This is a genomic window from Lysinibacillus sp. A1, assembly GCF_000801965.1.
In the GTDB taxonomy this organism is placed as follows: Bacteria; Bacillota; Bacilli; order Bacillales_A; family Planococcaceae; genus Lysinibacillus; species Lysinibacillus fusiformis.
The window spans coordinates 249,971-276,782 of sequence record NZ_JSZM01000001.1 but is presented as its reverse complement, the minus strand read 5'-3'; the positions used below and the strand labels follow the sequence as shown (position 1 = coordinate 276,782).

The window sequence follows — 26,812 nt, the reverse complement described above, 5'->3', positions numbered from 1 at the left end:
ACTATGATATAGATTTTAATTTTAATAACTGAAAGCCTTCATAATTATTTTGGGCAACTTCCTGACAGCATTTTGTGTAATAATCGAAGCCACCTAGATAGATTAAGAAGCTACGTGGTTTCCCTGCAATATTTGCGCCTGTATACCACGAATCGCCCTTTACATATAATGTTTCATTCGCAATCTCTCGACAATGTTTACTCCATGCCTGCTCTGCCTCCTCATTTGTCTCCATGACATCGATATCATGTTCACGTAAATAATCGATGCATTGTGCTATCCATTCTACATGTTGCTCTATAGCGATTGGCATATTTACAAGGACAGAAGGACTTTCTGGACCTGTAATCATAAATAGATTTGGAAAATTGGCTGTAGCTAGTCCAAGATAGGTTTGAACCGATGCACCATTTTCCCATTTGTCTTTTAATGTCACGCCATTCCTTCCACGAATATCTATTTTAAATAAGGGACCCGTCATGCCGTCATAGCCCGTTGCAAATATGATAATATCTAACTCGAAATGATTGCTAGCTGTTTGGATCCCTGTTTCAGTAATCTCTAAGATGGGCGATTCCTTTACATCCACCAGTAAAACATTATCTCTGTTATAGGTTTCAAAATAATCGCTATCTAAAACTTGTCTTTTTGTGCCATACATATACTTGGGACATAACTTCTCTGCTACGGTCGGATCTTGAACAGTTTCGCGTATTTTAGAACGAATAAATGCCGCCGCCTTTTCATTCGACTGTTCATTTGTTAATAAATCCTTGTAAGTCGATGCAAAGGCAAAACCACCTTGTGCCCATGCTTCCTCAAAAACTTTCTGTCTTTGATGATCACTATCCTCAATGGCAGATGGGTGGTTATAGGCAAAAGGGGTGCCTGAAACAGAATTCCTCATTGCATGCTTTAGATTTTCGAAATTCCCCTTAGTCTGTCGTATGAAGTCTTCATCATACAGATGATTACGAGCAGGTATTGTATACTGTGGTGTTCGTTGAAAGACGGTTAAATGCTTGGCTTCTTTAGCAATTACCGGAATGGCTTGAATACCACTGGAGCCTGTTCCAATAATTCCTACTCTTTTGCCTGTGAAATCTACCTTGTCATGTGGCCAATGCCCGGTATGGTACCATTTTCCACTAAACTGATCTAACCCCTGAAACTTAGGAACATTCGCTGCAGAAAGGCAGCCTATCCCTGTAATAAAATACTTCGCTAAAACTTGATGTCCATCATTTAGATGAACCAGCCATTTATGCTGTTCCTCATCAAAATGTGCAGCCTTGACGCGTGTGTTGAATTGAATATTGGATCGTAATTTTAAACGATCTGCCACATAGTTTAAATACCGTAATATTTCTTCTTGCTCAGGAAACCTAGATGTCCACGTCCATTCTTCATATAATTCTTTAGAGAAAGTATAATTATAATAAATACTTTCAATGTCACATCTAGCACCAGGATATCGATTCCAATACCAAACGCCTCCTACACCATCACCCGTTTCATAGACGATCGTTGAGAATCCTTTACTCTTTAATTGATGTAACATATATAAGCCTGCAAATCCTGCGCCTAGAATAACTGCATCTACCTCTTTAATTGGTTGGTTTTTCACATCATTCCCCCTCAACTAATAAATTCTCAAGTGAACATTAAGAAAAAAATAGCTTTTCTTAACATAAATGCTACAACTTACAGAAAATATTGAAAATTCCTTATTTTAAGCGTAGTATATACTTAAAAAAGGGGATAGGTCATGTCCAATCTCTATACCATTCAAAAACGTTTCGACACTATGCAAAACTATTCCAATCACGAAGAGTTGTTGATTCACATTTTGCAGGTATATCTAGATTCTTTTCCGATTAAGGATGCTTATTTATTAAGGTATTCACCGATAGGCTTTGTCGCTGAAGGTATTATTTTTTTAAATGAAGAGGGTGGCAGTCATATCGGAGAAATTCGTGAGGAAATACGTAGCTTCCCTATTATTTATACAGCTATCGTTGAGAAAAAAGCTAAATTTTGTACGGGCATGGACTATTTAAAAAACATTAGTATTAAATATTCCATCCCCTCTCAAAACAACGCTTTTTTAATTGTTCCTATCTTTATTGGACATTATGTATTTGGTTATATTTGCAGTACACAAATAGATATGGATGAAATAACTGAAAAGCTACTAGATGACTTTACAGCCTTTGGCAATGTGATTGGTCAGCTCATCATTCAAGCTAGAGACCATAAAAAGGAAAGTATACTTAGTAAGAGAGAATTAGAGGTCATGAGACAGATTGCTTTAGGAGATAGCACGAAGGAAATGGCTGATTTTATGAATTTAAGTGAATTAACGATCAATCAATACGTAAAATCCGCCATCAAAAAGTTACAGGCCAAAAATCGCACTCATGCCATCAGTATTTTATATCAAGAGGGAGTTATTTAATAGGGGGAACAGACCACTCCCCCTTTAACCTACATCTGAATCAAAAATAAGCAGTTATCACATTAGTTACATTCATTCCCAATATGCTTTCATTAAATCCGTTGACCATGCTGGCTGTTTAATAACTCCTTTCGGTAGGAATTCTTTCATCACTGGATTCATGTCTATAATAGGCGTCCCATCAATGTCATCAAGTCCTTTTACAATCAAAGTCCTCTGTTTGACCTCTACCAATTCAACCATCGTAATGCCTATTTTATTAGGTCTATTTTTCCCTCTTTGTGCGAAAATGCCGACCTTTGGATAGTTTTGATTATTTCTTGGATGCCTTGCTTCATACTGAATTTGATCGTCTGAAACCTGATCAAAATAAAAGATGATTTCAATATGAGAAAAATCTTCTATTCCTTTCAACGACTCTTCATGCAAATTTTCTGAGAGTTCAATGGTTGAATTAATTTCTCCCCAATGATCATCTTTTATTGTTTTCCGGCTATTGCTAACTGTAGCAACTGGTTGAATCATATATTGCATTCCATCATCCCCATTTCCTAATTCCAGTATATAGGAATCAATAAAAAAGGTGATTAACATATTAATCACCCGACGTTCCATAATCCTTGATGGTTACCTTCACTTCACATTTTATAGGTACCTCACTAAATATCTCATCCCAATCTTTTTTTATCTTTTCCCATTCTTTTGGATACTTAATTCTTAATTTATTGCCGAATCCTGAAACATCTGTTTGATATTCCTGTTGAAGCTTTTCCGACGTTTTCATGACTAATCGTTCAATTTCTTGCTCGATTGTTTTCTCCGCTTTTTTTAAAAATTTATTATTAAATGCTTTATCTGACAGTACCCAATGTTCAGCAATTCTTCCTTCAGATTGAATCTTCACTGTAAAAGAAATATGGTCACCATCTACTTTTGGTACAATCTTACTTTTCATAGACATGATTTCATAAACAATAGGTGAGCTCGATTCTTCATCAAAACTCTTTACTAAACCTCCTTCACCCTTCCCAGTGATCCATGAAATACCCTCTAAGTCACTTTCATTCAGAAAACCTCGAAGCTTTTTAGTTTTCCCATCAATGACAGCAGCTCCTACAAATTTTACTTCTCCATCTTCTGAAATAACGTTTTGTAATAAAAAGCTTGAATCCGAATATAATTTTCCTTCTAATTTCGCAATGGTCATAGGTGGCAAAATTTTAGTTGTTCTTTCATGCCCCCCCATCATCTCTACCAATTGAAAGGCAGGGATTTTCGTTGGTTCATTCGTTTCAAGTGTATCACTTGCCCGTCCCTGAGCAATAAGAAGAAGTCCGCTTGGTCGTATTTCGAGCTCTCTTAGAAAAAAGTCCAACAATTGTTGCAGGTTAATGGTGCTAGCAAGTTCCTCGCCAATAATGGTGACCTTGGAATGCTCCGCAAATGAATGTTTGTCTGACTTTAATAGCATATTTCGTAAAGTAGGTAAAACAACATCCCCTGTTTCAGAAACGTTTTTATATGCCTTTTCTCGTAATGTTCCATCTTTCATTCCAGTAACAGTTGTCTCAGAAGTGACCAATTGATTGGTAACGGTAAGCAATGTTCTATTAGCATATTTAGCCTCTGTCTGTTCCTCAGTCGTAGCCTCTCCTGTTGCTAAATCTAATGAGGTACCAACAATCAATCCTAAATCCTCAATCTCTTTACTACTCCAGCAGCCTGTAAGTAGGAGAGATACCATTACCATAAGAGAAATACGCAAATATTGATAGAGTCTCATCATGTTTTATCGCCTTTCAGTTTTGATATAAGGAGTAAGGTTATGGGTAGTGCACCAAATAAAAATAACGCAGCATGACCAATTTTATCGCCAAACTGAAATAAGTCATTAATATTTTTTGGAATCATCGCGATAATATAAATAATCGGTAATAGCCCATATAGAAATGGGTGCATGCTTTTCTTAAAAAGCTGAGATAATCCTAGAGCAGCAGCATAATAGGTAATGGTGAACGTAGCAAAGATTTGCATAATCCATATAACAAGTAAAAATGATTCAAAGCGCTCAAAAATTAACCCTGGAATTTCAAAACTCCGCATGAGTTCGATTGTTGGCCATGTTCTGGTCATGACCCCTTCGATAGAAAGAGCGCCTATCACCATGACAACTGTAATTACATAAAAAAGTAATGGAATCGCTATGCCTACTAAGACGACTTTGACTGCTTTCTTTTTATCAGATGGGTACATAAATGCCACTAAGAGCAGCATAATCTCAGGGCCTAGAAACGCTAATGTCGCCGTTTTGATTCCTTTCAATACCGGAACGACTCCCATCCCTAAAACAGGTTGAAGATGATCGATCTCAAAGATTCCTAAGCTTAAAAAAGCAACAAGTAAGAAAATCACAAAGGTAATGGGAAATATAATTTCGAATAAGCGACCGATCGAATTTATCCCACCACTCACCAAATAGAGCCCCACCCATAAGAAAGGCAGAATAATAGCCCATGTGGGTGTTCCCTCCAATAAAAAGAGGGAGGTTACTTCAGCCATGATTCGAACCTCAAATGCAGAAATCGTAAAGAAATAAGTAATGACAAGCGCACTAATCAACCAACCTAGCCATTTCCCAACAATATCTTGATTGTATTGATAAAATGTCTTGTCTGGATATTGTTGACTTAGCTTGACGATAATTACACCTGCAATCATGGCAACAAGACCGCCTAAAAAAACACTAATCCATACATCTGGTGTTTTCACCTTCTCTACCGAGGCACGAGGCAAGGTGAGAATGCCAGTTGCAAGAATATAATTAATAATAATGATTATTGTTTGGGACGTCGTAATTTTATCTTTTGGACTGGTCATCATGGCTACTAGTTTCCTTTCCTCGTATTTCCCCTTTACGAACAGAATCTTTTGGCTGTAATAATTTTGGTCGGCGTTTCATCATCATTAATGGCATACGTACCATAAAATCTTTCCAATCCCCTGCTCTATATGGGACAGTCGGACTAACATAAGGAACACCAAAACTTTTCAGCTTCACTAAATGACTGCACAGGAACAGGAAAAATAAAATGACCCCGTAAAGACCAAATATTGCAGCGAAAAACATGGCCACAAATCGGAGCATTCGTAATGTAATCCCAGCGTTATATTGAGGGATGGCAAAGGATGAAATAGCGGTTAAAGCAACAACGATCACCATAATTGGACTTACAATCCCGGCTTGGACGGCGGCTTCTCCAATAACAAGACCACCGACGATCCCCATTGTGGGACCTATCGGCTTGGGCAAACGAAGTCCAGCTTCTCGTAAAATTTCGATTGCTACCTCCATAATAAGTGCCTCGATTAACGCAGGGAATGGAACTCCTTCCCTTGTGGACATCATGGACAGGGCTAGCTTAGTTGGGATTAATCCCTGGTGGAACGACACAAAAGCAATATACATGGATGGACCAAAAAGAGTAATCCCTGCTGCTAAGTATCGTAGAAGACGAATAAGCGAACTAGCAAACCATCGTTCATAATAATCTTCCGGCGATTGTAGTAGCATATTAATGGTAACTGGTACAATTAAAGCAAATGGTGTGCCATCTAATATAATGGCAACTCGCCCCTCCATTAATGCCCCATACACTCGATCAGGACGCTCCGTGTTCTGCACTTGTGTAAAAGGGCTCAGAAAATTATCTTCAATTAATTGCTCTATATAACCCGATTCTAATAGGTTATCAAGGTCGATTGTTTGTATCCGTTTTTTTACCTCCTCCACCAACTCTGGATCTACTATCTCATCCATATAGGCAATGACTAGCTCCTTTTTTACCCTCTCCCCCACCGACATCTGAATGATAGATAATTGCTGATTTTCACCTTGCTGTCTTAGAAGAGCTGTATTGTCACTTAATCTTTCTGTAAAGCCTACTCTTGGCCCTCTAACTACAGCTTCTGAAATAGGCTCCTCAATATTTCGCGTCTTGCCATTTATCGTACAAAGTAATAAAGCATTAGGCATACCATCTACAAATAAAGCTGTATATCCTGTTAATACTTTACTGATTGTTCCTTGTATCGTTGATTCTTCTAGCACATCACCGATAGGTATATTATTTTTCATGAGATTCTGCAGATTGCCGTTTTCTGTTAAAGCAGATGCGGGTGTGTCCGAAAAACGCTCCATAATCGAAGTCAAAATATGCTCTTCAATTTGCATTTTATCTGCCAGTCCTTCCAGAAAAACGATGGCCGCACGAATATCAGTATTTCCTATGTGAAACTCTCTAAAGTGGGCATCCCAATTATGCCCTATTTCTTTTTTTATTCGTTCAACATCTTTGTTAAAATCACCTGTTAGCGGGTCGACTGTTTCTTGACTAGATGGCTGATCTACTTCCTTTTGGTTCGTGTACTCCTTCATGTCGATCTTGCCATTCTTCTTTTTTTCAAGTATTAAGCCATTAAATAATTTGAAAATCAAGAATGGAATAATGAATGCTAAAAAACCCTGCATAAAAACTTGCCAATGTGGTATGTAGGATAGTATCTTTTCCCACATAATGATCACCCTCTTTAATACAATCGTACAAAGAATTACTACATGTTTTTATCATTATCTAAGCAGCCCTATTTTAAACTTCTAAACGTCACATTCTTCCATGACAATGTGCTCATATTGAGGTGTATTGTTAGCTTCATGATTCATGAGATTTCCTCAGCCCTTTATATCCCCTTTTATTTATTCGAATCATTGAAATCTACAAAATAAGATATGGTATACTAGCTACTATGAAAAATTAGAAGGTGACATATATGCTAGAAGTTAATGAAAGTAAATTAGCCCATTATAGTATCCATTTTTTGAGCGAGTCGACACTTCTTTTAGGAGAAGAGGAATTTACACAGCCAGAGCTCATGCTAGAGGCTGCCTTTACACAGCTTGCATTTAGTAAAATAGAGCTCGAACAGCAATATGAATTTTTCCATGAAACAGATATTGCGCTAAATGAAGTTTTTGCCTATTCCAAAAAAATATTCGAGCAGGACAGTAGCTTTCTTGAACAATCTCAAAATATGGCGAAGCACTTACATAGTGTATCCCAGCACCCAAATATTAAAAGCGGGGAGCTATTTATTGGCCTGTTTGAAAATTGTTTTCTATTAAATGAGGTTAAAAAGGTCATTGCCATTGTTAAAATTGATGAAAAAGAAATGTTTTTAGATGTCAAAAATGACAATAATAAAATGATCATTCACGGTGTGGATGGCATTAATGTGAAAAAAATTAATAATATGGCGATCATCGTAGATATGGGACAAGAGCAACCCCCTGCTGTATTTATAAAGACGAAGCGAAAAGAGGATATCGTCTACTGGCAGGAACGATTTTTAAAAATTAAAGCAGCAGATGAGCATTACCATAAAACTGATTTAGCGCTAAATGAATGCAAAAAGTATATTTTAAAAGAAGAGAATTACTCGAACACAGAGAAGCTAGGCTTTTTAAATAAAACGTTAGATTATTTTAGAAATGAAGAGGAATTTCAAGTTGACCATTATATTGACACCGTATTTGAGCAAGCGGATGCTACCCAAAAGGATATCCTCGTCAATTCAGTCAAACCTTATGAAACCGTTATTTCTGACAGCGCACTAGAAAAAGCTGAAAAGAAATATAAACGCAAAATAAAGCTTGATTCCAATATTGAAATTCAAGTCAATATTCAGCATATAGATCAAATAGATGAGCTGATTGAAGTTGGCTATGATGAAGCAACAAATCGAAAATTTTATAAAATTTATTTCCAGGATGAAATATAAATAAGGGACGCCTTTCGAGAAGTCCACGCTCGATGGTTATAGTGCTATCGCTTGATCGCTTAGTGAAAATCAATGGCTTACCCTTATTTCATTATAAAAAAGGCATTCCCTTAAAAAGGGATGCCTTTTTTGCCTTAGCAACCACCACCATATTCTTTTTAAATTTTTCTTAAAGAAGATAAAACTTTTTCTTTTGGTAAAACGTCTAATAATTGGTAACAGAAGTTAACCTAAAGGAGAATGGATAAAGATGAAAAAACCTTTTAAGAAAACTTGGATTTTAGCTTCCGCATTAACACTAGGAATGGCCGTAATGACCCCGCTTCAAGCTGGTGCAACATCAGTTGATACAACTAAACAAGTCACTATGCAAGTAGAACAAAAGATAAAAGGTACCATTAAGTACTTTGATGGCGATGGCCTTTCTATTAAAGGAACTGACGGCAAAAATTATTTTATTGGCTTACACAAATTCTCTGACAAGCAAATCGAACAATTAAAGCTAGTAGAAGGACAGGAAATCGCTGTTGAAGGAAGCATTGTAGAAGATTACTCAGATTTCTATACTTTTGATGTGTATAAAAAAAGCTTACCTAAAGAAGTCACAAAAGAAGAGTTAGTTCAATTAGAAAAGCTCTTCACTGACATGAAAAAAGCAGAAAAAGAAGAGAATTATGAAGAAATGGACCGCGTTTATCAGGCCATGAATAAAATTACAAGACCTTATGAATTGGCAAATTGGCAGCCTGAGCCTTTTGAAGAATTCATTAATGAAGCTACTTTTGCTGAGCAAAACATCGTCATCAAAAAACAAGATAAAGAACAGCTTAAAGCACTTTATGATGATTGGGTTAAATTCACTAAAGAAGATAAATCAGATGAGGCACAAGAAAAAATAGATAAAATCTTTACTATTTTAGAGGCATACTTCCAAGAGCTATATCCTCCAATAACGTTTGAGCAGTATATGGCTGATATGGATTTAGACATAACAAAGGAGGATCTCGTAAAGCTAAAGGCGATTTATGAGGAGGCTCAAAAAGCCGATAAAGATAAAAACGAAGAGCTTTCCATCAAGCTATGGGATCAATTCTACGAAGTCATTAATTCATATTATAAGCCAATTTCCTTTGAAGAATATATGTCAGATATCGAATTTGACATTAGCAAATCGGATTACACAAAATTAAAACAGCTCTATGAAGAAGCAAATGCCTTAGATCAAAAAGGTGAAGATGAAAAGGCTGCTGCCCAATGGGAAGCCTTTTATAAAATTTTAGATCCCTATTATTTGGCAAATAGAGACATTTTGATTTCGGCATCGAAGTTAATCATTCACGGGAACGATTTACTTCCAGAACAAACAAAATAATATTAGTAGGGCTCTCCTATTTATTATAGGAGTAGCCCTTTTCTCTTATATGACAAAATTGTCATGTACTCCATGGAATAGTCATGTTAATCGATAGCTGGACCATAAATTGCTTGATATAGTAATCCTTGTTGTAACAAGCAATTTATATGTTAAGGAGAAATGAGCATGACACTATTTATTAAAAAATCTGTGATGATTGCTGTAATACTAGTATTTTGTACGATGTTACCACAATTCGCACATGCAACATCCGAAGAAAAAATCCGTAAAATTGAACACTTTATTGAGGAACAACGAGCCCTTAGTAAAATCCCTGGCCTTTCAGTAATTATTGTTAATAAGGGGGTAACTGTCTATCAAAAAGGATTTGGGTATGCAGATACGAAGTCAAAGACACCCGTCACTTCAGATACTCTTTTTGAGCTAGGCTCCACATCCAAAGCCTTTACTGGCCTTGCCATTCTCCAATTGGAAAAAAGGGGTGTACTAAAACGTTCAGATGATATTCAAACATATATCCCATGGTTAACGTTAACCTATAATGGAAAAAAAGAAGTTATAACGATTCAGCAATTACTGTCACATACAAGTGGAATTCCTTCTAATTCCATAGTTCAAATTCCAGAAAGCACAGACAAAAACGCCCTTGAACAAACGGTCAAAACATTACTAAATCAAACATTAAATCGAAAACCAGGAAGCTCTTTTGAGTATGCAACGATTAATTACGATGTGTTAGGACTAATCATTGAACAAGTATCCAAACTGCCCTATGATCAATACGTCAAACATAAAATTTTAGAACCTATTGGTATGTATGAATCGTTTGTAGGAATTCATCAAGTAGAATCCCCTCATATGGCTTCGGGTTATAAAATAGGGCTTATGAAAGAACGACCTTTTACAGCTCCTATCTACCGCGGAAATATCCCTGCTGGCTATATCATCAGTAACGCAAATGATATTGCAAAATGGTTGAAATTACAGTTAGGCAATAGTGACATTTATTCAATTGACGCTAACACCATTAAAGAATCCCATACCCCTGACCACTCTGTAGAACCTTTTGATACAAATACTTATTATGCTACTGGTTGGGCAGTGGTTGACCATGAAAACAAGCCATACATTTACCATGCTGGAGAAAATCCGACGTTTACATCGTATTTCATGATGCAGCCTGATGAGCAAATAGGGGTTGCGATTTTAGCCAATATGAATACAAGCTCGACAGCTGCTATCGGCCAAGGAATCATGGATTTATGGGAGGGTAAAACGACGGCTCCCCAACATGCTACTAGCTATCAAAAGTTAGATAAAATCGTCACGATAATAAGTATAATTATAATAGGTATCTGTCTAATCCTTTGCTATCTTTTAATCAAAACGGCCACCAACATGTATAAAAAAAGACGCCAATTGACTCAGTTAACTCAAAAGAGAATAATTTTATTAATATTCCATTCATTACTCGTTGCCATCCTGATAACAGCAATTATTATGGCGCCAGAAGTATTACTTGGCGGTTTAAATTGGACCTTTATTAAGGTGTGGGCACCGACCTCTATGTCGGTATTATTGGTTAGCATTATAATGGCTTGTATTCTATATTTAACATGGTGGATTATACTCATTATGACAAAAAGGAAAGTACTAGATTAATTGTCTATGGAATGTTGGACTATATACCAACAAGCTTTTGCTAGGATATTCTAAAATAGAAAGGTTAGTGAGTAAATGTTATTAAAAGATGTTGAAAAGGTCCATAAACAAAGGATGAATTTCATAGGATTTTCTACTAAGGCCAGTCTAAACGAGGACATTCAATTAAACATTGTAAAAAATCTACGAGAACAAGTTTTAATTCAACTTCCTTTCATCAAAAATAGGATAGATAATAGCATTTTTCTTATCCAATTATATGATGAAGAAGAATGGACACCTGACACCCCTTATACACATATTGTAGCAGTGGAAGTAAGTGATTTTTCATTTGTACCAAACGCTATGATTACACATACCATTCCTAACGGTGAATTTTTAGTATTTAAGCACCAAGGACCTGAGGAAAATATCGATAGTACTTATATGGCTATGAATGATTGGTTAGAAGACCATAACTATGTAACCCCGCGACCATTTGATATCGAACAATGGGATGAACTAGCAGCTATGAACAATCATAATCATATTATTAAACTTTATATACCATTATAATCTCCTTAACCCCATGGATTAAATAAATAGCCAGTTACTCGAATAGTCATGAGTAACTGGCTATTTTAAAATAATGAAAGGATACAAAAAATGAAACTAAATCCAATCTGGAACGTAAATTTATTTAATAAAAGTTATATGATTCGACTGAATTTTTGGAAACGGGGTTTGTTTTATGAATGAATGGTGGCAAAGTAAAAAAAGAAAACCGAGAAAAAGCAAAAAACATAATAAGTACTCCCTATTTGAATTATTTCAAGATGTGCTATGTTGGTTACCAGAGCTGATTTTATTGCCATTCAGATTAATTTTTTGGTTGTTTAGAGGTGTAGGTAGATTAATTGCAGATCTATCTTAATGTCGTGAATCATTATCAATGAAAATTAACGCTGAACATAGCGCTTTGTTATTTTCCCCATGGCTGTTCACCATATCTTTTAAGCTTCACCACTTCACCATCATTATTAATTAAACGATTATATACATAATTAATTTTATATTCATTATACTTTTCTAATTGTATTTTTTCGTAAAAGTTCTTTGATAAAATCAACTCTCGGTCATCAATTAACAAATAATATTGGCCGTTCTTTTCGACAATATTTTGTTCTTCAAGTAGATAGGTGCTTTCAACTTGTACATGATTAATAGAATAAAAACCGGCTACAAATAAGCCTACAAATGCAAATAATAAGAACATCACAAATAGTCTAGTTTTACTCATGTCCTCCCCCCATTAAACTTAGTTTTCATATGATACTTATACAAGCCATTACGTAAAAGCTAGAGCAATTCGAATAATCCATCTGGAACTAAATTATATTTATTATTTAAGAATTCACTAATGGGCTTCCACAGCAATTTGAAGCGTATACCATTATCTTCTTGCCCCCAAAAAGAATCTTTTTCATAAAAGGACATTTCAATAAAATCTGCTTCATGGACAAACACTATTTCATGCCCATCATCACCATTATATGTAAATATATTTTCGATTGTACCTACATGCTTTAAGTTAGTAATACTCGCTTCGATTTCTTCCAATATTTCTCGCCTTATCGCTTTCGAACTCGTCTCACCAAATTCAATTTTTCCGCCTATTGGTCGATAATAAAATGTCCCCTTTACTTCATCAAAGCCTTCACAGACAAGTATTGCATCTTCTTTTCTAAATACACAAATAGCTTTTGCTATAATTTGCTTTTTATTCATTTTTTTCCTCCAAATCCTTTTTTAGCTATGTCCTAGGTGCATTTTTTTATTATAACAATTCGCCTATCGTAAACAAAAGTCTTTTATGCGAATGTTTTGTACAGATATAGCTCGCATTGATGTATTGTTTTCAGACCAGTTATTAACATGATAAACTAGTAAGAAGTATACTAGGAAGGAGATGGAACGTGAATGATGGATGCTAAAACTATTTTATTAGATCAGCTTCTAGCAAATGCAAATGATCGTAGCTGGTATATGTCATTTCATGAAGTAGTTGAAGGACTGTCTGAGGAAGACGCATTTTGGAAACCCGATGAATCCAGTCATAGTATCGCTGAAATTGTCCAACATCTCATTTATTGGAATGAAACTTGGCAAATCAGATATAAGGAAAATCATGTCCAAGCAAGTCCACAAGTTAAAAGCAATGATGATACCTTTCTTCTTAAAGATGAGGTCACTTTCTTGGAGCTAAAGGATAAATTGTTAAAAACGCTACTTCAGTGGCAGGAACTTCTTGAAGAGGAGCAACTACTATCTGATGTAAATGGTTATCCAGTAAAGGCCGAATGGTGGGCTATTATTTCCAATGCCGCCACTCATAATGCCTACCATATTGGACAATTAGCATATATTCGTAAGATGAAAAAATAGTATTTATTTAGATTATATTTTGGCACCCATTCTGTAAAGAATACGGAACGAATTCCATTAAAATAAACCTCACCCTAAAGAGAGAGGTTTATCACTGGTCAATTCAGCCATTCAAAGACAATTGCCTCTCATCTGAGTGGCTTTTTATTTTGAGTCTGCTTGAAGTGCATCTACCGAATCCACGAATGCTGAGGATAGCCCTCGTCTAATTAGGTTTGCAGAAACTGGCTTTTTCCCAATCTCCCTAGCCCAAATTGATAATTGTCCTATATGGTGAATTTCATGTGCAATAGTATGGCGAATGATTTCACCCCATGTATGCGTCTCGATTGTTCCATCCTCTAATGGAAGATGAAGTAAACGCTTTTCCATACTAGCATCCCATTTGTTTACAAAGCTTGCTACTTCTAAATGAAACTCTTCTGTTAATTTCCGAACTTTTTCAAGGCTTTTATAGTCATCAAAATTCTCCTGAAAATCCTCTTTACCCTGTAATACGCGTATCCAACTCCACTCTACATCCACTATGTGGAAGAGTGTATGTAGAATATTACCCATACCACCTGTTCGATTTTCTAAAAGTTCTTCTTCAGTCAACTCTTCACACCAACGGAACCAATCTTCTCTTACCACCCAATTATATTTAAACAATAATTGCAAAATAATCCCCCTCTTGAAAATAATATAATAGCCCTTTACTACTTCTTCATATATGAATAGTTTTCCTCCATTTTCGCGTTATTATTGCTAATACTCGTTTAGTGGCATTAAAATCACAGCATCTTTTCTACAAAAAAATAAAAAGCCTTACAACCGTAGTGGCTGTAAGGTTTACCTTATTTATTTTACTTAGTGCTGAATCATCAGGTATAAAAAAACAGGTCAAGCTAATGGGAAGGTATCAGCTGAGCACTCAAACATACTCTCCTTGATACCTTACTCATTTTCTTAACCTGCCTAGCAAAGGATTACCATTAATTCGATTCTACATCGTCTTCTTTGGAGTAATTATATTGAGAAGGATCAACTGGCGTATACCCTGTTGGATTATAGAATCTCAATAAGTCACCATTCACGACTTTATCAGATAGTTGCAATTTAAGATCTACTTCATTCTTAATTGTTTTCGCAGACTCTAATTGACTATCATCTAGTGGTAAACCTGTTTCATTATCATAAAATTTTTCATTCACTGCATAGATTTTTGGGCTGACAAAATCACCGTTTCTAAATGGCACAATTTCATGGTGCTCTTCTGACAATAGGTCAGATCCAAATTGAACAAATTGTTGCGTATCAATTCCTAGTAAATGTAATAACGTTGGAAGAAGGTCTGTTTGCCCACCATACGTATGGTTAGTACCACCCTCCATACCCGGAACATGAATGAATAATGGAACGCGTTGTAAATTAGCACTTTCATATGGTGTAATATCTTTTCCAATTACTTGACTCATGGCTGCGTTATGATTATCTGAAATACCATAATGGTCGCCATATAGAACAATCATCGAATGATCATATAAACCTGATTCTTTTAATTGTTGGAAAACTTGTTCGATTGCTTCATCTGCATAGCGAGCAGTTTGGAAATAATTATCAACACTTGCATCGCCTGTATTTGCTTTATCGATTGTTACTAAGTCTTGATTCATTTTATATGGGTAGTGATTCCCAACCGTAATTAATTTTGTATAAAACGGTTGTGGTAAAGAGCTTAAAAGATTTTGAGATTGTTCAAAGAATGGTTTATCTAATAATCCATACTCAGCCATATCACCTGAAGTGCCCGTATTATAATAACTAGCATCATAGAACTTATCGAAGCCAAAGGATTTATAAATCACGTTTCTGTTCCAGAAGCTTCCGTTATTACCATGGAATACAGCTGATGTATAACCATAATCTTTTAAAATACTAGGAGCTGCCTGGTACGTATTTTGTGCTTTTGTAATATAAGCAGAACCTTGCGGTAACCCAAATAAAGAATTTTCTAGCATAAATTCTGCATCTGACGTTTTACCTTGTCCAGTTTGATGGAAGAAATTATCAAAATACAATGTATTTTTATCTTTTGCTAATGAGTTTAAAAATGGTGTAACTTCTTCACCGTTTAATTTATAGTCGATAAGAAAGTTTTGGAATGATTCTAAATGTAAATAGATCACGTTCATTCCTTTTGCTTTCCCAAAATAATCAGCATTAGGCTTTGCGTAGTTGGCTTTAGTATAGTTAATCACTTCTGTAATATCACTACTATCCGCTAAAGCTCTTTGTGAAGATGCTTTCATCGTTTCTACTGAATCATAAATCGTATAGTTATACATTCCTAAATATTTCACAATATAGTTTCTATCAAAACCTCTTGTTAATAGCTGCGGACGATTAGCCTCAGCTAACCCTAAATTAAGAATAGAAATAGCTAATGCACATGTAATGATCGCCATTGCCTTTTTATAGCCAAAACGTTTTGTATCTTTTTGAATTCTTTTTGAGAATCGTAGGTAGAACATTACGAATACATCAACAAAGAACAAGATATCATATGGTTTTAATAAAGAAAGAACACTACCACCTAAATCACCAAAGTTCTGCGTTTGAGAAAGTGTTGGCAATGTAATGAAATCACTAAAAAATCGGTAATAAACAATATTAGCATACAAAAGAATGGACATCAGCGTGTACACTACAACAAGTGATGTATATTTTCGTTTTCCTCTAAAGATAAATGAAAATCCTAGAAATAGCATGGCTGAACCAAGTGGATTTAATAGTAAAAGGAATTGTTGAATTACTCCTTCTACACCTAGGTCAAATTGTGTTTGTTGAGAGATGTATGTTTTAATCCATAACATTAAAACAGCTACTACATATATTCCAAAAAAGTTGTTCAATAGGTCGTCTTTTTTACTAAATAAATTTCTCATTTCTTGCACCTACCTTGTACTTATTGAATTTAATCTTGATGTCTATTAACGTATATTATAAGTATTGCATGGCATTTAAAATAATGTTACGCCACGATAGCTTTTTTCGCGACCAATGTATAGTACTCCCCATTTAGACTTCTGTCAAGTTGTTAGGCATCATAATAGACAATTCGTATAATCATTACTAATTAACACAAATGTTGGCATAAAAATATCCGGTAATTGTTAGTTTTTTTAACTAGCATTTACCGGATATTTTAAGTAATGATTCTACCTTTTCTATTTCCGTTAAATTCATCCATTTTTAATCAACATACTTTTATTCGATAACATTCATTTCTAATTTTTTCTGTACAGCCTTAATCATTCGTGCTGACCCATAACAAATTTCTCCGTTTTTCATTAATATTTCTTTCTTTTTAAAATCCACTTCCTGAATATTGTCGATATTTACTACAAAGGAATTATGGCAACGAATGAAACTTTCATACTCTTTTTCTACGTCTTTCAGTTTCCCATAAAACTCCACTTGACGATTATCCAAATGTAAAACAACTTTATGTAATGGAGAGGATTCAAAAAACATAATTTCATCAAAATTAACACTAATAATTTTATCTGCAATTCTTTGAACGAATTTTTTATTGGATGTTTTATTCGTCACTTGCTTTCTTTCATTTGTCACCTTTAAACAGCTAATAACCTTACTTTGTATTGAATCAACATCATCTTTAATAATAAAATCCATCGCTGCTACTTTATAAATGAAATTTAAATAAGTAAGTTCTGAGTGCGTTGTGACAAAAACTATATCGCCTATTGGATCCACTTTTCTGATTTCCGCGCCAAGTGTAATACCATTCATTTCATGATTCAGGTCGATATCAAGAAAATATAAACCAGATCGTTTACTCTCATTTATATAGTGTAATAATTCTTCTGGATCCGCGGTCGTTAGGACCAGTTGCATATCCAGATTTTCAATCATTATATAATTTGAAACATATCTGGCTATCTTCTCTCTTTGTTCCTTTTGATCTTCGCAGATAAAAACATCAATCATCTCAATCCCTCACTTTAAAATTACAATTTCCTGCTTAAAAAAACCATCTTCGATAACTGTATCCAACTGTGTCATATTTTCTTGATCAACCATCTTCTTCAGGCTGTTCAGCCCCAAGCCTCGATTTTCACCTTTTGTCGAGAACCCTTTTTCGAAATATTGAAAAAGTTTATGACCTGTATCACAAAACGTATTCCAAACTACAAAGGACACGGATTGTTCAAGCTCAACAAACCCCACTCGTATGATACCCTTCTCCACCTCTTCAGCTGCTTCAATGGCATTGTCTAAAATAATTCCAATACAGCGGCACAATAGTACACTGTCCATATTCAAATAATGAATTTCGTTAGGGCATTCAAAAACCACATCTATCCCCTTTTCTTGTGCTGTAATCAGTTTGGAGGAAACCAAACCTTTTACTTCTGGAATTTTAATTTCAGACAACCCTCTCATTTTAAAATCATTATCCCGAATCTCTTGACTGACACGCATAATATTATCATTAAAATAGCTCTCTAAAGCATTCATATCACGATTGTTAATATATTCGGACATAGAAGATAGGATATTGATGTAATCATGGCGAAAAGTTCGCATTTCATAATAGTTTTTTTCCAGCTGTTCCGTGTACATTTGTATACTGTTTAGCTCAATTTCCTTCTCCCTCATCTCTAACTGCTTTCTGAAGGTATATACTAGGAACGACAAACTGACAGCAAAAATGACGAAATAAATAAATAAGTACAGCGTATTCATCAATACTAGCGTATTTTGATTTCCTGTTAATCGTACATAAACAATCATTGTAAAATAAATTGTATATGTAAAAAGACCCAAGAAAGCTAAAATTCGTTTTGTAATCCTATCTTCTGCATCCTTCTCAAAAACTCTGAAAGTGATTTTTTTCCAAAGATTTATAAATATAATACCAATGATGAGTGTGATAAATTGATGTAGTAATACGGCTGAAAAAATGAGTTCGTTTGTTGAGGAGATTGTATCAATATCTAAAACTTTTCCCAAAATGAAAGTTGTTATATGATCAATGAGGATCATACCAATCATTATTGTTGATGCGTAGTACAGTGCAGGTATCCACTTTAGATAGGTATACTTAAACATACCCAGAACAAACGCAAATATTAAGAGCGAACCAAAAATATCTAGATACGGATATAGCCCACCCATGATTAGACTAAACAGTATAACTGCAATAATATTTTCCTTTCGAATAAAACGTTTCCCTATGACAAAAGCTACTAAAATACACTGAATGGCGACTTGAACTATAGCTAATAGAATCACACGCTAATCCTCATCTCTCTATAGGAATCTAGTATGAATATTATACTATAGAAAACCAAATTAGCAAAATTTAGAATTTTTAGCGAAAATCTAGTATTTCACGTATAATTTACTTTTTTAGTTCTTCTGGAATTGTTGGTTCAAATGAATACAATACACAGAAATTATGAACACTTAACCCTCCTACAGCAACAAACAGTTTTGTTAGACCTTCTGCAAACATATTTTGAATTTTTTTCATTTCCTTCTTCCTCCTTTATTTTTTCAATAATTTATATGTTAATGGAAGAATACAACATACAGCTAGTAGACTTCCAAAAAATACTTGATTGATGACTAGTTGTGAGCTTGTACTAACCATTACAGCTACACAAATCGAATAGCCAATAATGGCTCTGTTTCTCAGTTTTACTCTCAACGCTTTATCATTAACACGGTTCTTTTCTGTATCTTGAGGGGCATATTTATAAAGACAGATATATACAGCTAGAATACCTATCCAGAACATCGATTCTGATATTGAAATATCTCGTATGATGATCGGTAGTATCCCGAAAAGGAAAATGCTTATCAACGTGCAGGTACTGCTTTTTTGAGCATGAATACCTCTAGCATAGACCCGTACTAATAAATAAGCACTGTGAAAAATAAATGTTAGCCACACTGAATGAAGTAAAAATGCAGTCAAATAGACAGGAACGGCCTTCCCAAGATTAATGAGACAGACTTCAATACCCAATTTACACTTCAATTCTTGAATTCTGGTCAGTTCTTGTCTTTCTTTTAATTTGCTAACCATATATTCTGCCAACACGTCTTCCCTAAATCCCTTTAGCAGCATTTCCATTATTATCCCCTCCTTGTTTTTCTTTACAATAATAGTATATCTTTCTTTTCTAGCATTTTTTTAAATATTTAGTAACTTACTACTCTGATTACATATATGCAAAAAAAAAAGAGGAAAATACACAGTTACGAGTATTTTCCTTACAATTATGAAATTTTTCATACGACAAACTCAACCAAATATTTGGGATACAGCGTAACCGCTTCACTATATCCTTGAAGATCCATTCGATTGATACAGACTTTGTTTCTAGTGGGGAAAAATTCATTTTGTCGCATTTTATTATATAAATTAAATAACTGAATAAATAGAATTCTTTCTAAGAAGAAACACATCAACAACTCTTCATGATGCATGATGGCTGCATTCAGCTCACCTTCTATTGAAAACTTAGGGATTTCAAACTTCGTTGTATTGATTAATGGACCAATCTCTAAACTATTTTCCTGACAGCTCAAAGCCAGTATATACTTTGCAAAAGATTCAACTTGATTGATTTCTGCAATTTTCTTTTGTGTTCCAATTAACAAATCAATATTGTCCTGTGGGTTTTCATCATAGATAGTTTGTACAAACGGTGATTTTTCCAGAAACTCTTGAACATTTGGGAATTTATCTTCTAACATGACTTGAATGTTAAAGATTTTCCCTGTATCAATAATTTTTTCTGCAAAAATCAAGTACTCTACAATAGCTTCTGTAGAAATGAAATAAGGGGTAAAAAATTCTGTATAGCTTCTCACTAGATTCAATAGATCTCTGGATTTTTGTTTTTCATAGGAGATAAACAATGTAGGGTCCTTTTCCAAAAGCTGTTTTCCAAGCTTATTTTCCGAGCAGTCCATTGTTTCATCGATTCCATGATAAATAATCTCTTTTAATCTATTAAACTCGATATCTTTAACTTTAAAGGCCATGACTGTTTCTAATGTTATACAATCCTGGATCATAAAGAAATCGTTCATTTTTTTTACTTGATATTTCAATTTTAAGCAATACATATTCAACCTCCACTCCTTTCTATCCTATAAGAAATGCATACAAGGATGTTTGGTTATCACTCAAAAGTTTTGATAACTCAATATCATAAAAACCGCCCAGTGGTACACTTTCCAATCCTAAGTAATTCGCTACCAACTGAATATTCTGTCCAATATGTCCGGCCTCCTGTTGTACCAATTTATAGGAGATATCTGTATACTTTCCTGAGATCCCCGACATATCACAACTCAAAGCAACTGCGAACTGAGCGGTATTTGCCAAATACTTTTGGATAAACGCTTTACTCATTTCATCCCACGGCACGTATTGTTTAACTAATAATTTTTGAGTATCACTATTCAGCAGCATAATATTCCCCTGCTTTATCAAATCAACGTCTACCAATTGCTCGTTGAATAAAAAATAAATGTTAACATAGTACTGTGCCCCCCCAGAGGGGTATGTACGGTTTTCTTTTTCACCACCAATCATGGCCAATTGAGTAAATTGTGCCATTACCTTTTTATCGACTTTCACATTCGCCTTGAATGGTTCCCTTGCCGAATATCTCGTCCCTAATATTTTTTCAAATATATTATTATCGTCAATCGTATAATCTAAATCAATTAACGGATAATGGCCATTTTCCTGCAACTCTCTCGGTCTATGCGCATATACTTGAGTATTGGTGAATTCAGGTTCATTGATTGACATCATATGATAATCAATGAATTTTTTTTCTATATTCCGCTCCCCTTTAAAGTTCCACACATTCATTTCCTCCTTTTTAAGAAATCACCCAGCTTTAAGAAAAGCATCTGAAAAAATGAATTCATATTCCGGAGATACCCCTAATCGATTATTCAACATATGGAGATGAGAAATGACAATATAAAAGGCGTACTTTGGCTCCATTGTCGTTTGACATAACTTTATTTGAGCAAGCATAGATTTAAAAACCTTAAGATAAGGCTGATAGAATTCAATGGCAAGCTCTCCATTTTTCAATTGATCAATTCTGTTGTTAATCACTTTATATATTTGTTCTGGGGTCTTATTCTGAGAAAATTGAGTCCATATTTCACGATACGCATAAAACATTGTCTCATGCTTCTCAATATATCCTAATTCTTGAGCAATTTTTGTACAGTTGTACATGAGGTCAATCGCTAACACATAACGCTGAGTTCGATTAAGCTTTTGAATAATTTGTCCAGCAAATTTTGAAGAGTGGACAAATAGTTCTTCAGACAGCGTCATTGCTGCCTCGCCCCCATAACGGTTTAGCTCTGGTACATACTCGATCGCCTGAATTGAAAAGTTCGGATACGGAGCAGTTGGTACAATGCCTTCTGTCTGAATGATCGCCTCATCATAGGAAATAGCTTGAAATGAGTGACTACTATGCTTTAGATGAAAGCTTTCCAATAAGTGCTCCAATTCTTTTTCAATTTTTTCTGCTGCGTCTTGTGCTGTTTGGTACCTCAATCGAATATGGGGACCACCATCCCAATAACGAATGAAAAAATATCGAACTTTTTCTCTATCTAAATATGGCAACAAACACTCTTTTAAAAATTCTTCAATTAAGACATAATCATGAATAAATACATGTTTAGATACCCACATAAGGTCCTCCTTTATTTTAGAAATATACTGTGACTTGTGTTCCAGCTCTTAAAAAGATTTAACGAGTAGCCAAGCTGTTCATTGTTCTCTAAATTGAATTTTTCTTTTATTATTTTGTCGTTATAATTTTTAATCCCTCGAGCAGCCAATCCATACTTCGCAGCAATAATAGATAAATGCTGTGCAAAATGACCCATCCTTAAAAAAATATCATCATAATCCTGACCTGATTTCTCAAAGGTAAAAAATAGCCAATAATACATGCCTTCCAAATTAGTGAAATCTTGATATTCTTGCAACATCTTCGTATACATAAGTTTGCCTTTCGGTTGAATAAATTCACACGTTTCTCCAATCCGATAAAAGCCACTTTTGACATCAGTTATATTATCTATAAACGTCCACAAGCCTATTCCAGGATAGTCCTGCACAGCTGCTTGGAACTCCTGTAGTATTCGATGGTGTGTATTAGCTGACATCAACTTTTTAACTACTGCATCACCTTTAATATTCTGCTCCGATACTCTTCTCCTGAAAAATTCTGTCTCCGGTTGCGCTTTTATATCTGTTGTACTCAAATGATATTCTTGGTCTAAAGCTATTTCCAATACAAGCGGAATTGTGACAAATTCAACAGGCTTTCCAAGCGATGCGGTTGTTAGTTTGCGGTGACGAATTTGATGACCATTTAAAACATAGTCAAGATTATAAAGATAATGACCTGTATTCAATAAACTTAGCATTAAAGAAAACTCACCATAATATTTTTGAAGCTGGCGATTGTCATTGACGATGACGAGATAGTCTCTTTCAGCATTCAATCCTTTAAAATATTCTTGGTGATATACATAAACTTTGTCTGTTAATGCTTTGTATACAAACATATGGGTTTTATGAACGAATACCAATTTGAGACTATCTATATTTCTAGCTTTGGGAGAAAAAGAATGGAAATAGTATTTGCTGAAAAAATCTATCCGCTGAATCATCTCTAAATAATAATAGAGATCGTAAATAATAGAACTCCAGCCATCACTTTTACCAAGTTCCTTCAAAAATTTCATGTCAATCACATCTAAATGATTATTAAACAGTGGTTCTTCATCAACTTGTGCAACAGACAATGATTGCTTATAGCGATCCTCTCCGAATCGATCTAAATATTGGTGATCAATCATCCTTATTCCCTCCCGTTCAATTATGGAAATGGATGGGGTGTTTTCTCTATCCAGTCTTTATCTAGCTTCCCTTTCTTCTTAAACTGAATAGCTTTTTCAATTCGTTGACTGACAACTCGTCTATTTTGATGCCCAAAAGTCATCGTCAACATACCTGGCACTATATATTTCACATTTACAAATCCTGCAGAAAATAAATTCGGGTTTTCTGTCATAGCTCGATATGCTTTACCAGAAATATCGACCAATTGGCCTTCAAGCGTTCGAACAACCTCGGAAAATTTCCCTTGATATACTGTATATCCTGCCTCCAATTGCTCGTAGGAAGACACCATTTCCGTATTCAATGCAAACGAAAATGCATATTTCATCTCCTTGTTTGAGTAAAGTAGCAAGTGGTCTTCCAACTTGTGCACCGATTGAGGATTGTCCAACAATTGTCGTTTCCTAGTCTGATATTCCTCATTATTGAAGACATTTGTAAAAACAGTAATCGCAGTTGTAGCTTCAATCAACGCTCGCTCGATTGACTCTTCCAAGTCAAAGGAAGCCGCCGCAGCCGTGTAGAAGGCCATTTCATTTTCCTTAGGCTCCTCTTTTTCTAATAAGACCCAGATTGTCGGAATTTTCACTTCCATCGATATATCAAACAAATGTACACGGATGTTTTTTTGCTTTAAAGAGTCCAAATAAGCCTGAATTTTTTTAGAATAAATGCTAGATTCATCAATTCTGACAGGTGGAATCTGTCCATACCAAGTAGCTAAAAAAGCATCTCGTTCAATCAGTTCTAGCATCGCGTGTAGGCTGGCCTCTGCTTCTGTTGAACCAAGAGCACTGCCATTGGAGCTTTCGTAAATATATCTTTTTTCATTCGAAACAACATGAGAGTTATAATAAATCAGCTGCTCGGGAATTAGAACATCTCTTTCACTATGCAATGCCCAAACTTTTTCATAATTCAGTGGCTGATCTTCCGAATAATTTTCTGGATTGCCATAATTGCATTGAGCCATCACTTCACTCAGTGTGAGATCAATCACTTCAGAATCTTTTTCCCTCATTGCCCTTTGTTGCTTTTTATAAGGAAACGCTGTGGCATAGCGCTCCAACGATTCCAAAATAGAAATATATTTTGACTTTTCATACGTCCCTGTCCGACCATAGGAAAGCATTGATATTCCCTTATACAATACTTCTGTCTGAACCATTGGTGTTCCATAAGAATCGCCGGAGCGAGCTAATGCATTTACAATCGAAGATGGGTGCTCATAGATTAATTTTTTATTTCTTTCAATCTTCTCTCTTACTTGTTCAAAGCTCAATTGCCGATTATCTTTTGCATTGAATAGCGTATCCAATTCCTGAGGTCGATTTGAACCAGTATCTACATTACACTGACAATCTCCTCGCTTGAAGGTTGCTTTCGCTTGAATTTCCAATGTATCTCGGTTTATTTCATAGAGGAACGGTTCGCTATTTGTTTGGAGCTTTTGCACAAGCGTATCAATTATTTCTGATTCTAATCGATTTGGCTGGTCTTCTTGCCAACCAAAATATTGTTGATAGCTTTTCAGTTCTTTTGTTCGCTCCTTAAAGCAATCTAAGCAAAAGAATGAATCATTCTTTGATGAATGAATAAAAATATACTTTTGGTTTGTCAGAATCGTAGCAATGTTTGTTTGTATGGTCATCACTCCACCTCCAAAAGTTCATATTCAAAACCATGATCACTGAGAATTTTCCCTACAGTAGTCTGCTGACCAATTACTAAATTTTCTTGATTAGAGATTTCCCAATTTACCGAACTGACTTCTTTTAGATGGAGCTCATTTAAATCTATGGTTTGGAAGAATGATTCCTTAATAGATACATCATTCATATGCATACTAATCCACGTCAGTAAAACTGTTGTCAACTGAGCTGCTGTTTTTACAGGAAGTTGAAAAATGAATGCCTCTGATTTGTCATTTACAGCATACAAGTAATACCCCCCTCTACTACATGCCTGGAGGTAGAAATTGGTAGATAACTTTTCTTGATTCATTAAACTACTAATAAGTTCTGATTCCTCCAACTCATTCAGATCTAATCTGTACAGTTTCCCTGTTTTATGATGTTGGGTACTATAGATGACTTTTCCCTGCTGCTTCAACAGAAGATCCTTTGAATAACTGTTTTTTAATATTTCGATAAATGCTGCCTCTGAAAGAAACTGTGCGAGCCTTTCATAAGAAATATCTGCAAAGAAGTAATTTTCATCGTCTTCTGTTTGTACAGTAATAATCTGCAATGGTGATTGATTGTAAGTAAAATAGGCTTTATTTTTATTAAAAGATACTATCTTTGAATCATATTTTTTTACAAAAGTTTCGAGTGAATTATAATTCTTGATAGCATCTTGAGGCGTTCTTCTTGAAATTTGATAATCCACCTTTTCAATTCCATCAAATGCCAATTTCCTTTCAACTTCCATAAGAGAATTAATATTGAATACAGGGGCCTCTTTCCCAATGATAGATATAATGGCGCCATAATAAAGGAAACCTGCTAGAAGCTTCTCTGAAATATCCTCAGCTGACACAGCCTCAAAATCCGGATGATTTCTTGTGGAAACCCATATTCTATCTTCTTTTTTCCCAATATAATAATATGCAGCGATTTTCCCGTCTGCCAAAACTTCTATATTTTCTACTTCTACAATTTCATGTTGAATATGATTTTCTGCCAATAATTCACTGAGATAAATTGCACCAAAATAAGATGAGGGAATGTTCACACAAATTTTCTCAATGTCTCTCAGACCTTTTTCTACTGATAGACATTGCTCTTCAACCCACGGCAAATAGAGACTGTTTTTGTGAAGATCATAAACCTTTGGATCAATTAAATAAAAAACATGTTTTTCTATAAGAAATTGAATGAGTTTCGTGTAGCGGTTAAACTCTTCAAAAAGTGCTGTTTCTTCACTTCCCTGATAGGCCTTACTAATCAAGGAAGTGATTTCATCATATTCTGAAATACTTAGTTTTAATTTTATTAATTCATTTGATCCATATATAAATAGGTCTGGTTCATTATAGTGATATCGAATATTTCTTCGAGCCTTTATTAGCATATTA

At 35.0% G+C, this 26,812-nt stretch carries 26 protein-coding genes; 7 read left to right on the top strand and 19 right to left on the bottom strand.

Going from position 1 to position 26,812, the window contains the following annotated elements; genetic code table 11:
• Nucleotide 1: 1 nt before the first annotated feature.
• Nucleotides 2–1,627, bottom strand: a complete 1,626-nt coding sequence (locus tag PI85_RS01250; protein WP_200886541.1) for an NAD(P)/FAD-dependent oxidoreductase — start codon at nucleotides 1,625–1,627, stop codon at nucleotides 2–4.
• A 141-nt stretch (nucleotides 1,628–1,768) separates the two neighbouring features.
• Between PI85_RS01250 and PI85_RS01245 the strand changes: the two genes are divergently transcribed.
• Nucleotides 1,769–2,458, top strand: a complete 690-nt coding sequence (locus PI85_RS01245) for a response regulator transcription factor (RefSeq protein WP_036119335.1) — start codon at nucleotides 1,769–1,771, stop codon at nucleotides 2,456–2,458.
• A gap of 72 nt (nucleotides 2,459–2,530) precedes the next feature.
• On the opposite strand, the gene PI85_RS01240 is transcribed toward PI85_RS01245, so the two are convergent.
• From PI85_RS01240 to PI85_RS01225, 4 genes are all read right to left on the bottom strand, one after another.
• On the bottom strand, nucleotides 2,531–2,992 hold the full coding sequence (locus tag PI85_RS01240) for an SAM-dependent methyltransferase (protein ID WP_036127294.1): 462 nt from the start codon (nucleotides 2,990–2,992) through the stop codon (nucleotides 2,531–2,533).
• 61 nt (nucleotides 2,993–3,053) lie between these two features.
• The gene (locus tag PI85_RS01235; protein WP_082011530.1) at nucleotides 3,054–4,244 is read right to left on the bottom strand and encodes a Ger(x)C family spore germination protein; all 1,191 of its coding nucleotides are present in this window, start codon (nucleotides 4,242–4,244) and stop codon (nucleotides 3,054–3,056) included.
• Complete coding sequence (locus tag PI85_RS01230) at nucleotides 4,241–5,338, bottom strand: spore germination protein (protein ID WP_036119337.1); 1,098 nt, start codon at nucleotides 5,336–5,338, stop codon at nucleotides 4,241–4,243. Before PI85_RS01230 ends, PI85_RS01235 begins: the two co-directional genes overlap by 4 nt.
• Nucleotides 5,316–7,031: a spore germination protein gene (locus PI85_RS01225; RefSeq protein WP_235318440.1), complete on the bottom strand. Its 1,716-nt coding sequence runs from the start codon at nucleotides 7,029–7,031 to the stop codon at nucleotides 5,316–5,318. The genes PI85_RS01230 and PI85_RS01225 overlap by 23 nt, the downstream gene beginning before the upstream one ends.
• Before the next feature lie 254 nt (nucleotides 7,032–7,285).
• Between PI85_RS01225 and PI85_RS01220 the strand changes: the two genes are divergently transcribed.
• From PI85_RS01220 to PI85_RS01200, 5 genes are all read left to right on the top strand, one after another.
• A complete protein-coding gene (locus PI85_RS01220) occupies nucleotides 7,286–8,293 on the top strand; it encodes a nucleoid-associated protein (protein ID WP_008180818.1) in 1,008 nt (335 codons plus the stop codon).
• A gap of 250 nt (nucleotides 8,294–8,543) precedes the next feature.
• The gene (locus PI85_RS01215) at nucleotides 8,544–9,665 is read left to right on the top strand and encodes a hypothetical protein (protein ID WP_036119340.1); all 1,122 of its coding nucleotides are present in this window, start codon (nucleotides 8,544–8,546) and stop codon (nucleotides 9,663–9,665) included.
• 168 nt (nucleotides 9,666–9,833) lie between these two features.
• Nucleotides 9,834–11,330: a serine hydrolase gene (locus PI85_RS01210; RefSeq protein WP_036119343.1), complete on the top strand. Its 1,497-nt coding sequence runs from the start codon at nucleotides 9,834–9,836 to the stop codon at nucleotides 11,328–11,330.
• A 75-nt stretch (nucleotides 11,331–11,405) separates the two neighbouring features.
• The gene (locus tag PI85_RS23475; protein ID WP_052059885.1) at nucleotides 11,406–11,885 is read left to right on the top strand and encodes a GyrI-like domain-containing protein; all 480 of its coding nucleotides are present in this window, start codon (nucleotides 11,406–11,408) and stop codon (nucleotides 11,883–11,885) included.
• A gap of 175 nt (nucleotides 11,886–12,060) precedes the next feature.
• Nucleotides 12,061–12,243 carry a hypothetical protein gene (locus tag PI85_RS01200; RefSeq protein WP_036119345.1) on the top strand — a complete coding sequence of 61 codons (183 nt, stop codon included), beginning with the start codon at nucleotides 12,061–12,063 and terminating at the stop codon, nucleotides 12,241–12,243.
• A 48-nt stretch (nucleotides 12,244–12,291) separates the two neighbouring features.
• Here PI85_RS01200 and PI85_RS01195 read toward each other — a convergent pair whose 3' ends face one another.
• Together PI85_RS01195 and PI85_RS01190 are read right to left on the bottom strand one after the other, a co-directional pair.
• Entirely contained in the window at nucleotides 12,292–12,609 is a 318-nt protein-coding gene (locus tag PI85_RS01195; protein ID WP_036119348.1) for a hypothetical protein, read from the bottom strand.
• 59 nt (nucleotides 12,610–12,668) lie between these two features.
• Nucleotides 12,669–13,097 (bottom strand): NUDIX hydrolase, encoded by a 429-nt coding sequence (locus PI85_RS01190; protein WP_036119351.1) that lies wholly within the window; start codon nucleotides 13,095–13,097, stop codon nucleotides 12,669–12,671.
• A gap of 192 nt (nucleotides 13,098–13,289) precedes the next feature.
• Here PI85_RS01190 and PI85_RS01185 point away from each other — a divergent pair, with 192 nt between their 5' ends.
• A complete protein-coding gene (locus tag PI85_RS01185; RefSeq protein WP_036119353.1) occupies nucleotides 13,290–13,754 on the top strand; it encodes a DinB family protein in 465 nt (154 codons plus the stop codon).
• Between the two features lie 144 nt (nucleotides 13,755–13,898).
• Here the strand turns inward: PI85_RS01185 and PI85_RS01180 are convergent, their stop codons facing one another.
• The 12 genes from PI85_RS01180 to PI85_RS01130 all read right to left on the bottom strand — a co-directional run bounded on the left by PI85_RS01180 (nucleotide 13,899) and on the right by PI85_RS01130 (nucleotide 26,808).
• Nucleotides 13,899–14,414, bottom strand: coding sequence for a DinB family protein (locus PI85_RS01180; protein ID WP_036119356.1), 516 nt, complete (start codon nucleotides 14,412–14,414; stop codon nucleotides 13,899–13,901).
• Between the two features lie 314 nt (nucleotides 14,415–14,728).
• Nucleotides 14,729–16,681, bottom strand: a complete 1,953-nt coding sequence (locus tag PI85_RS01175; RefSeq protein ID WP_036119359.1) for an LTA synthase family protein — start codon at nucleotides 16,679–16,681, stop codon at nucleotides 14,729–14,731.
• A 322-nt stretch (nucleotides 16,682–17,003) separates the two neighbouring features.
• A complete protein-coding gene (locus tag PI85_RS01170) occupies nucleotides 17,004–17,747 on the bottom strand; it encodes a LytTR family DNA-binding domain-containing protein (RefSeq protein ID WP_036119362.1) in 744 nt (247 codons plus the stop codon).
• A 9-nt stretch (nucleotides 17,748–17,756) separates the two neighbouring features.
• Complete coding sequence (locus PI85_RS01165) at nucleotides 17,757–19,055, bottom strand: sensor histidine kinase (protein ID WP_036119365.1); 1,299 nt, start codon at nucleotides 19,053–19,055, stop codon at nucleotides 17,757–17,759.
• Nucleotides 19,056–19,164: 109 nt separating this feature from the next.
• Nucleotides 19,165–19,296 carry a cyclic lactone autoinducer peptide gene (locus PI85_RS23725; protein ID WP_008179416.1) on the bottom strand — a complete coding sequence of 44 codons (132 nt, stop codon included), beginning with the start codon at nucleotides 19,294–19,296 and terminating at the stop codon, nucleotides 19,165–19,167.
• 15 nt (nucleotides 19,297–19,311) lie between these two features.
• Nucleotides 19,312–19,902, bottom strand: a complete 591-nt coding sequence (locus tag PI85_RS01160) for an accessory gene regulator AgrB (RefSeq protein ID WP_036119368.1) — start codon at nucleotides 19,900–19,902, stop codon at nucleotides 19,312–19,314.
• Between the two features lie 158 nt (nucleotides 19,903–20,060).
• The gene (locus tag PI85_RS01155) at nucleotides 20,061–20,903 is read right to left on the bottom strand and encodes a hypothetical protein (protein ID WP_036119374.1); all 843 of its coding nucleotides are present in this window, start codon (nucleotides 20,901–20,903) and stop codon (nucleotides 20,061–20,063) included.
• Nucleotides 20,904–20,922: 19 nt separating this feature from the next.
• Entirely contained in the window at nucleotides 20,923–21,660 is a 738-nt protein-coding gene (locus PI85_RS01150) for a SagB/ThcOx family dehydrogenase (RefSeq protein ID WP_036119377.1), read from the bottom strand.
• Nucleotides 21,661–21,678: 18 nt separating this feature from the next.
• The gene (locus tag PI85_RS01145) at nucleotides 21,679–22,512 is read right to left on the bottom strand and encodes a thiopeptide-type bacteriocin biosynthesis protein (protein WP_036119380.1); all 834 of its coding nucleotides are present in this window, start codon (nucleotides 22,510–22,512) and stop codon (nucleotides 21,679–21,681) included.
• A gap of 11 nt (nucleotides 22,513–22,523) precedes the next feature.
• Nucleotides 22,524–23,690, bottom strand: a complete 1,167-nt coding sequence (locus tag PI85_RS01140; RefSeq protein WP_036119383.1) for a hypothetical protein — start codon at nucleotides 23,688–23,690, stop codon at nucleotides 22,524–22,526.
• A gap of 20 nt (nucleotides 23,691–23,710) precedes the next feature.
• Complete coding sequence (locus tag PI85_RS01135) at nucleotides 23,711–25,384, bottom strand: YcaO-like family protein (protein WP_036119386.1); 1,674 nt, start codon at nucleotides 25,382–25,384, stop codon at nucleotides 23,711–23,713.
• Nucleotides 25,384–26,808: a hypothetical protein gene (locus PI85_RS01130; protein WP_036119389.1), complete on the bottom strand. Its 1,425-nt coding sequence runs from the start codon at nucleotides 26,806–26,808 to the stop codon at nucleotides 25,384–25,386. The genes PI85_RS01135 and PI85_RS01130 overlap by 1 nt, the downstream gene beginning before the upstream one ends.
• Between the last annotated feature and the right edge of the window lie 4 nt (nucleotides 26,809–26,812).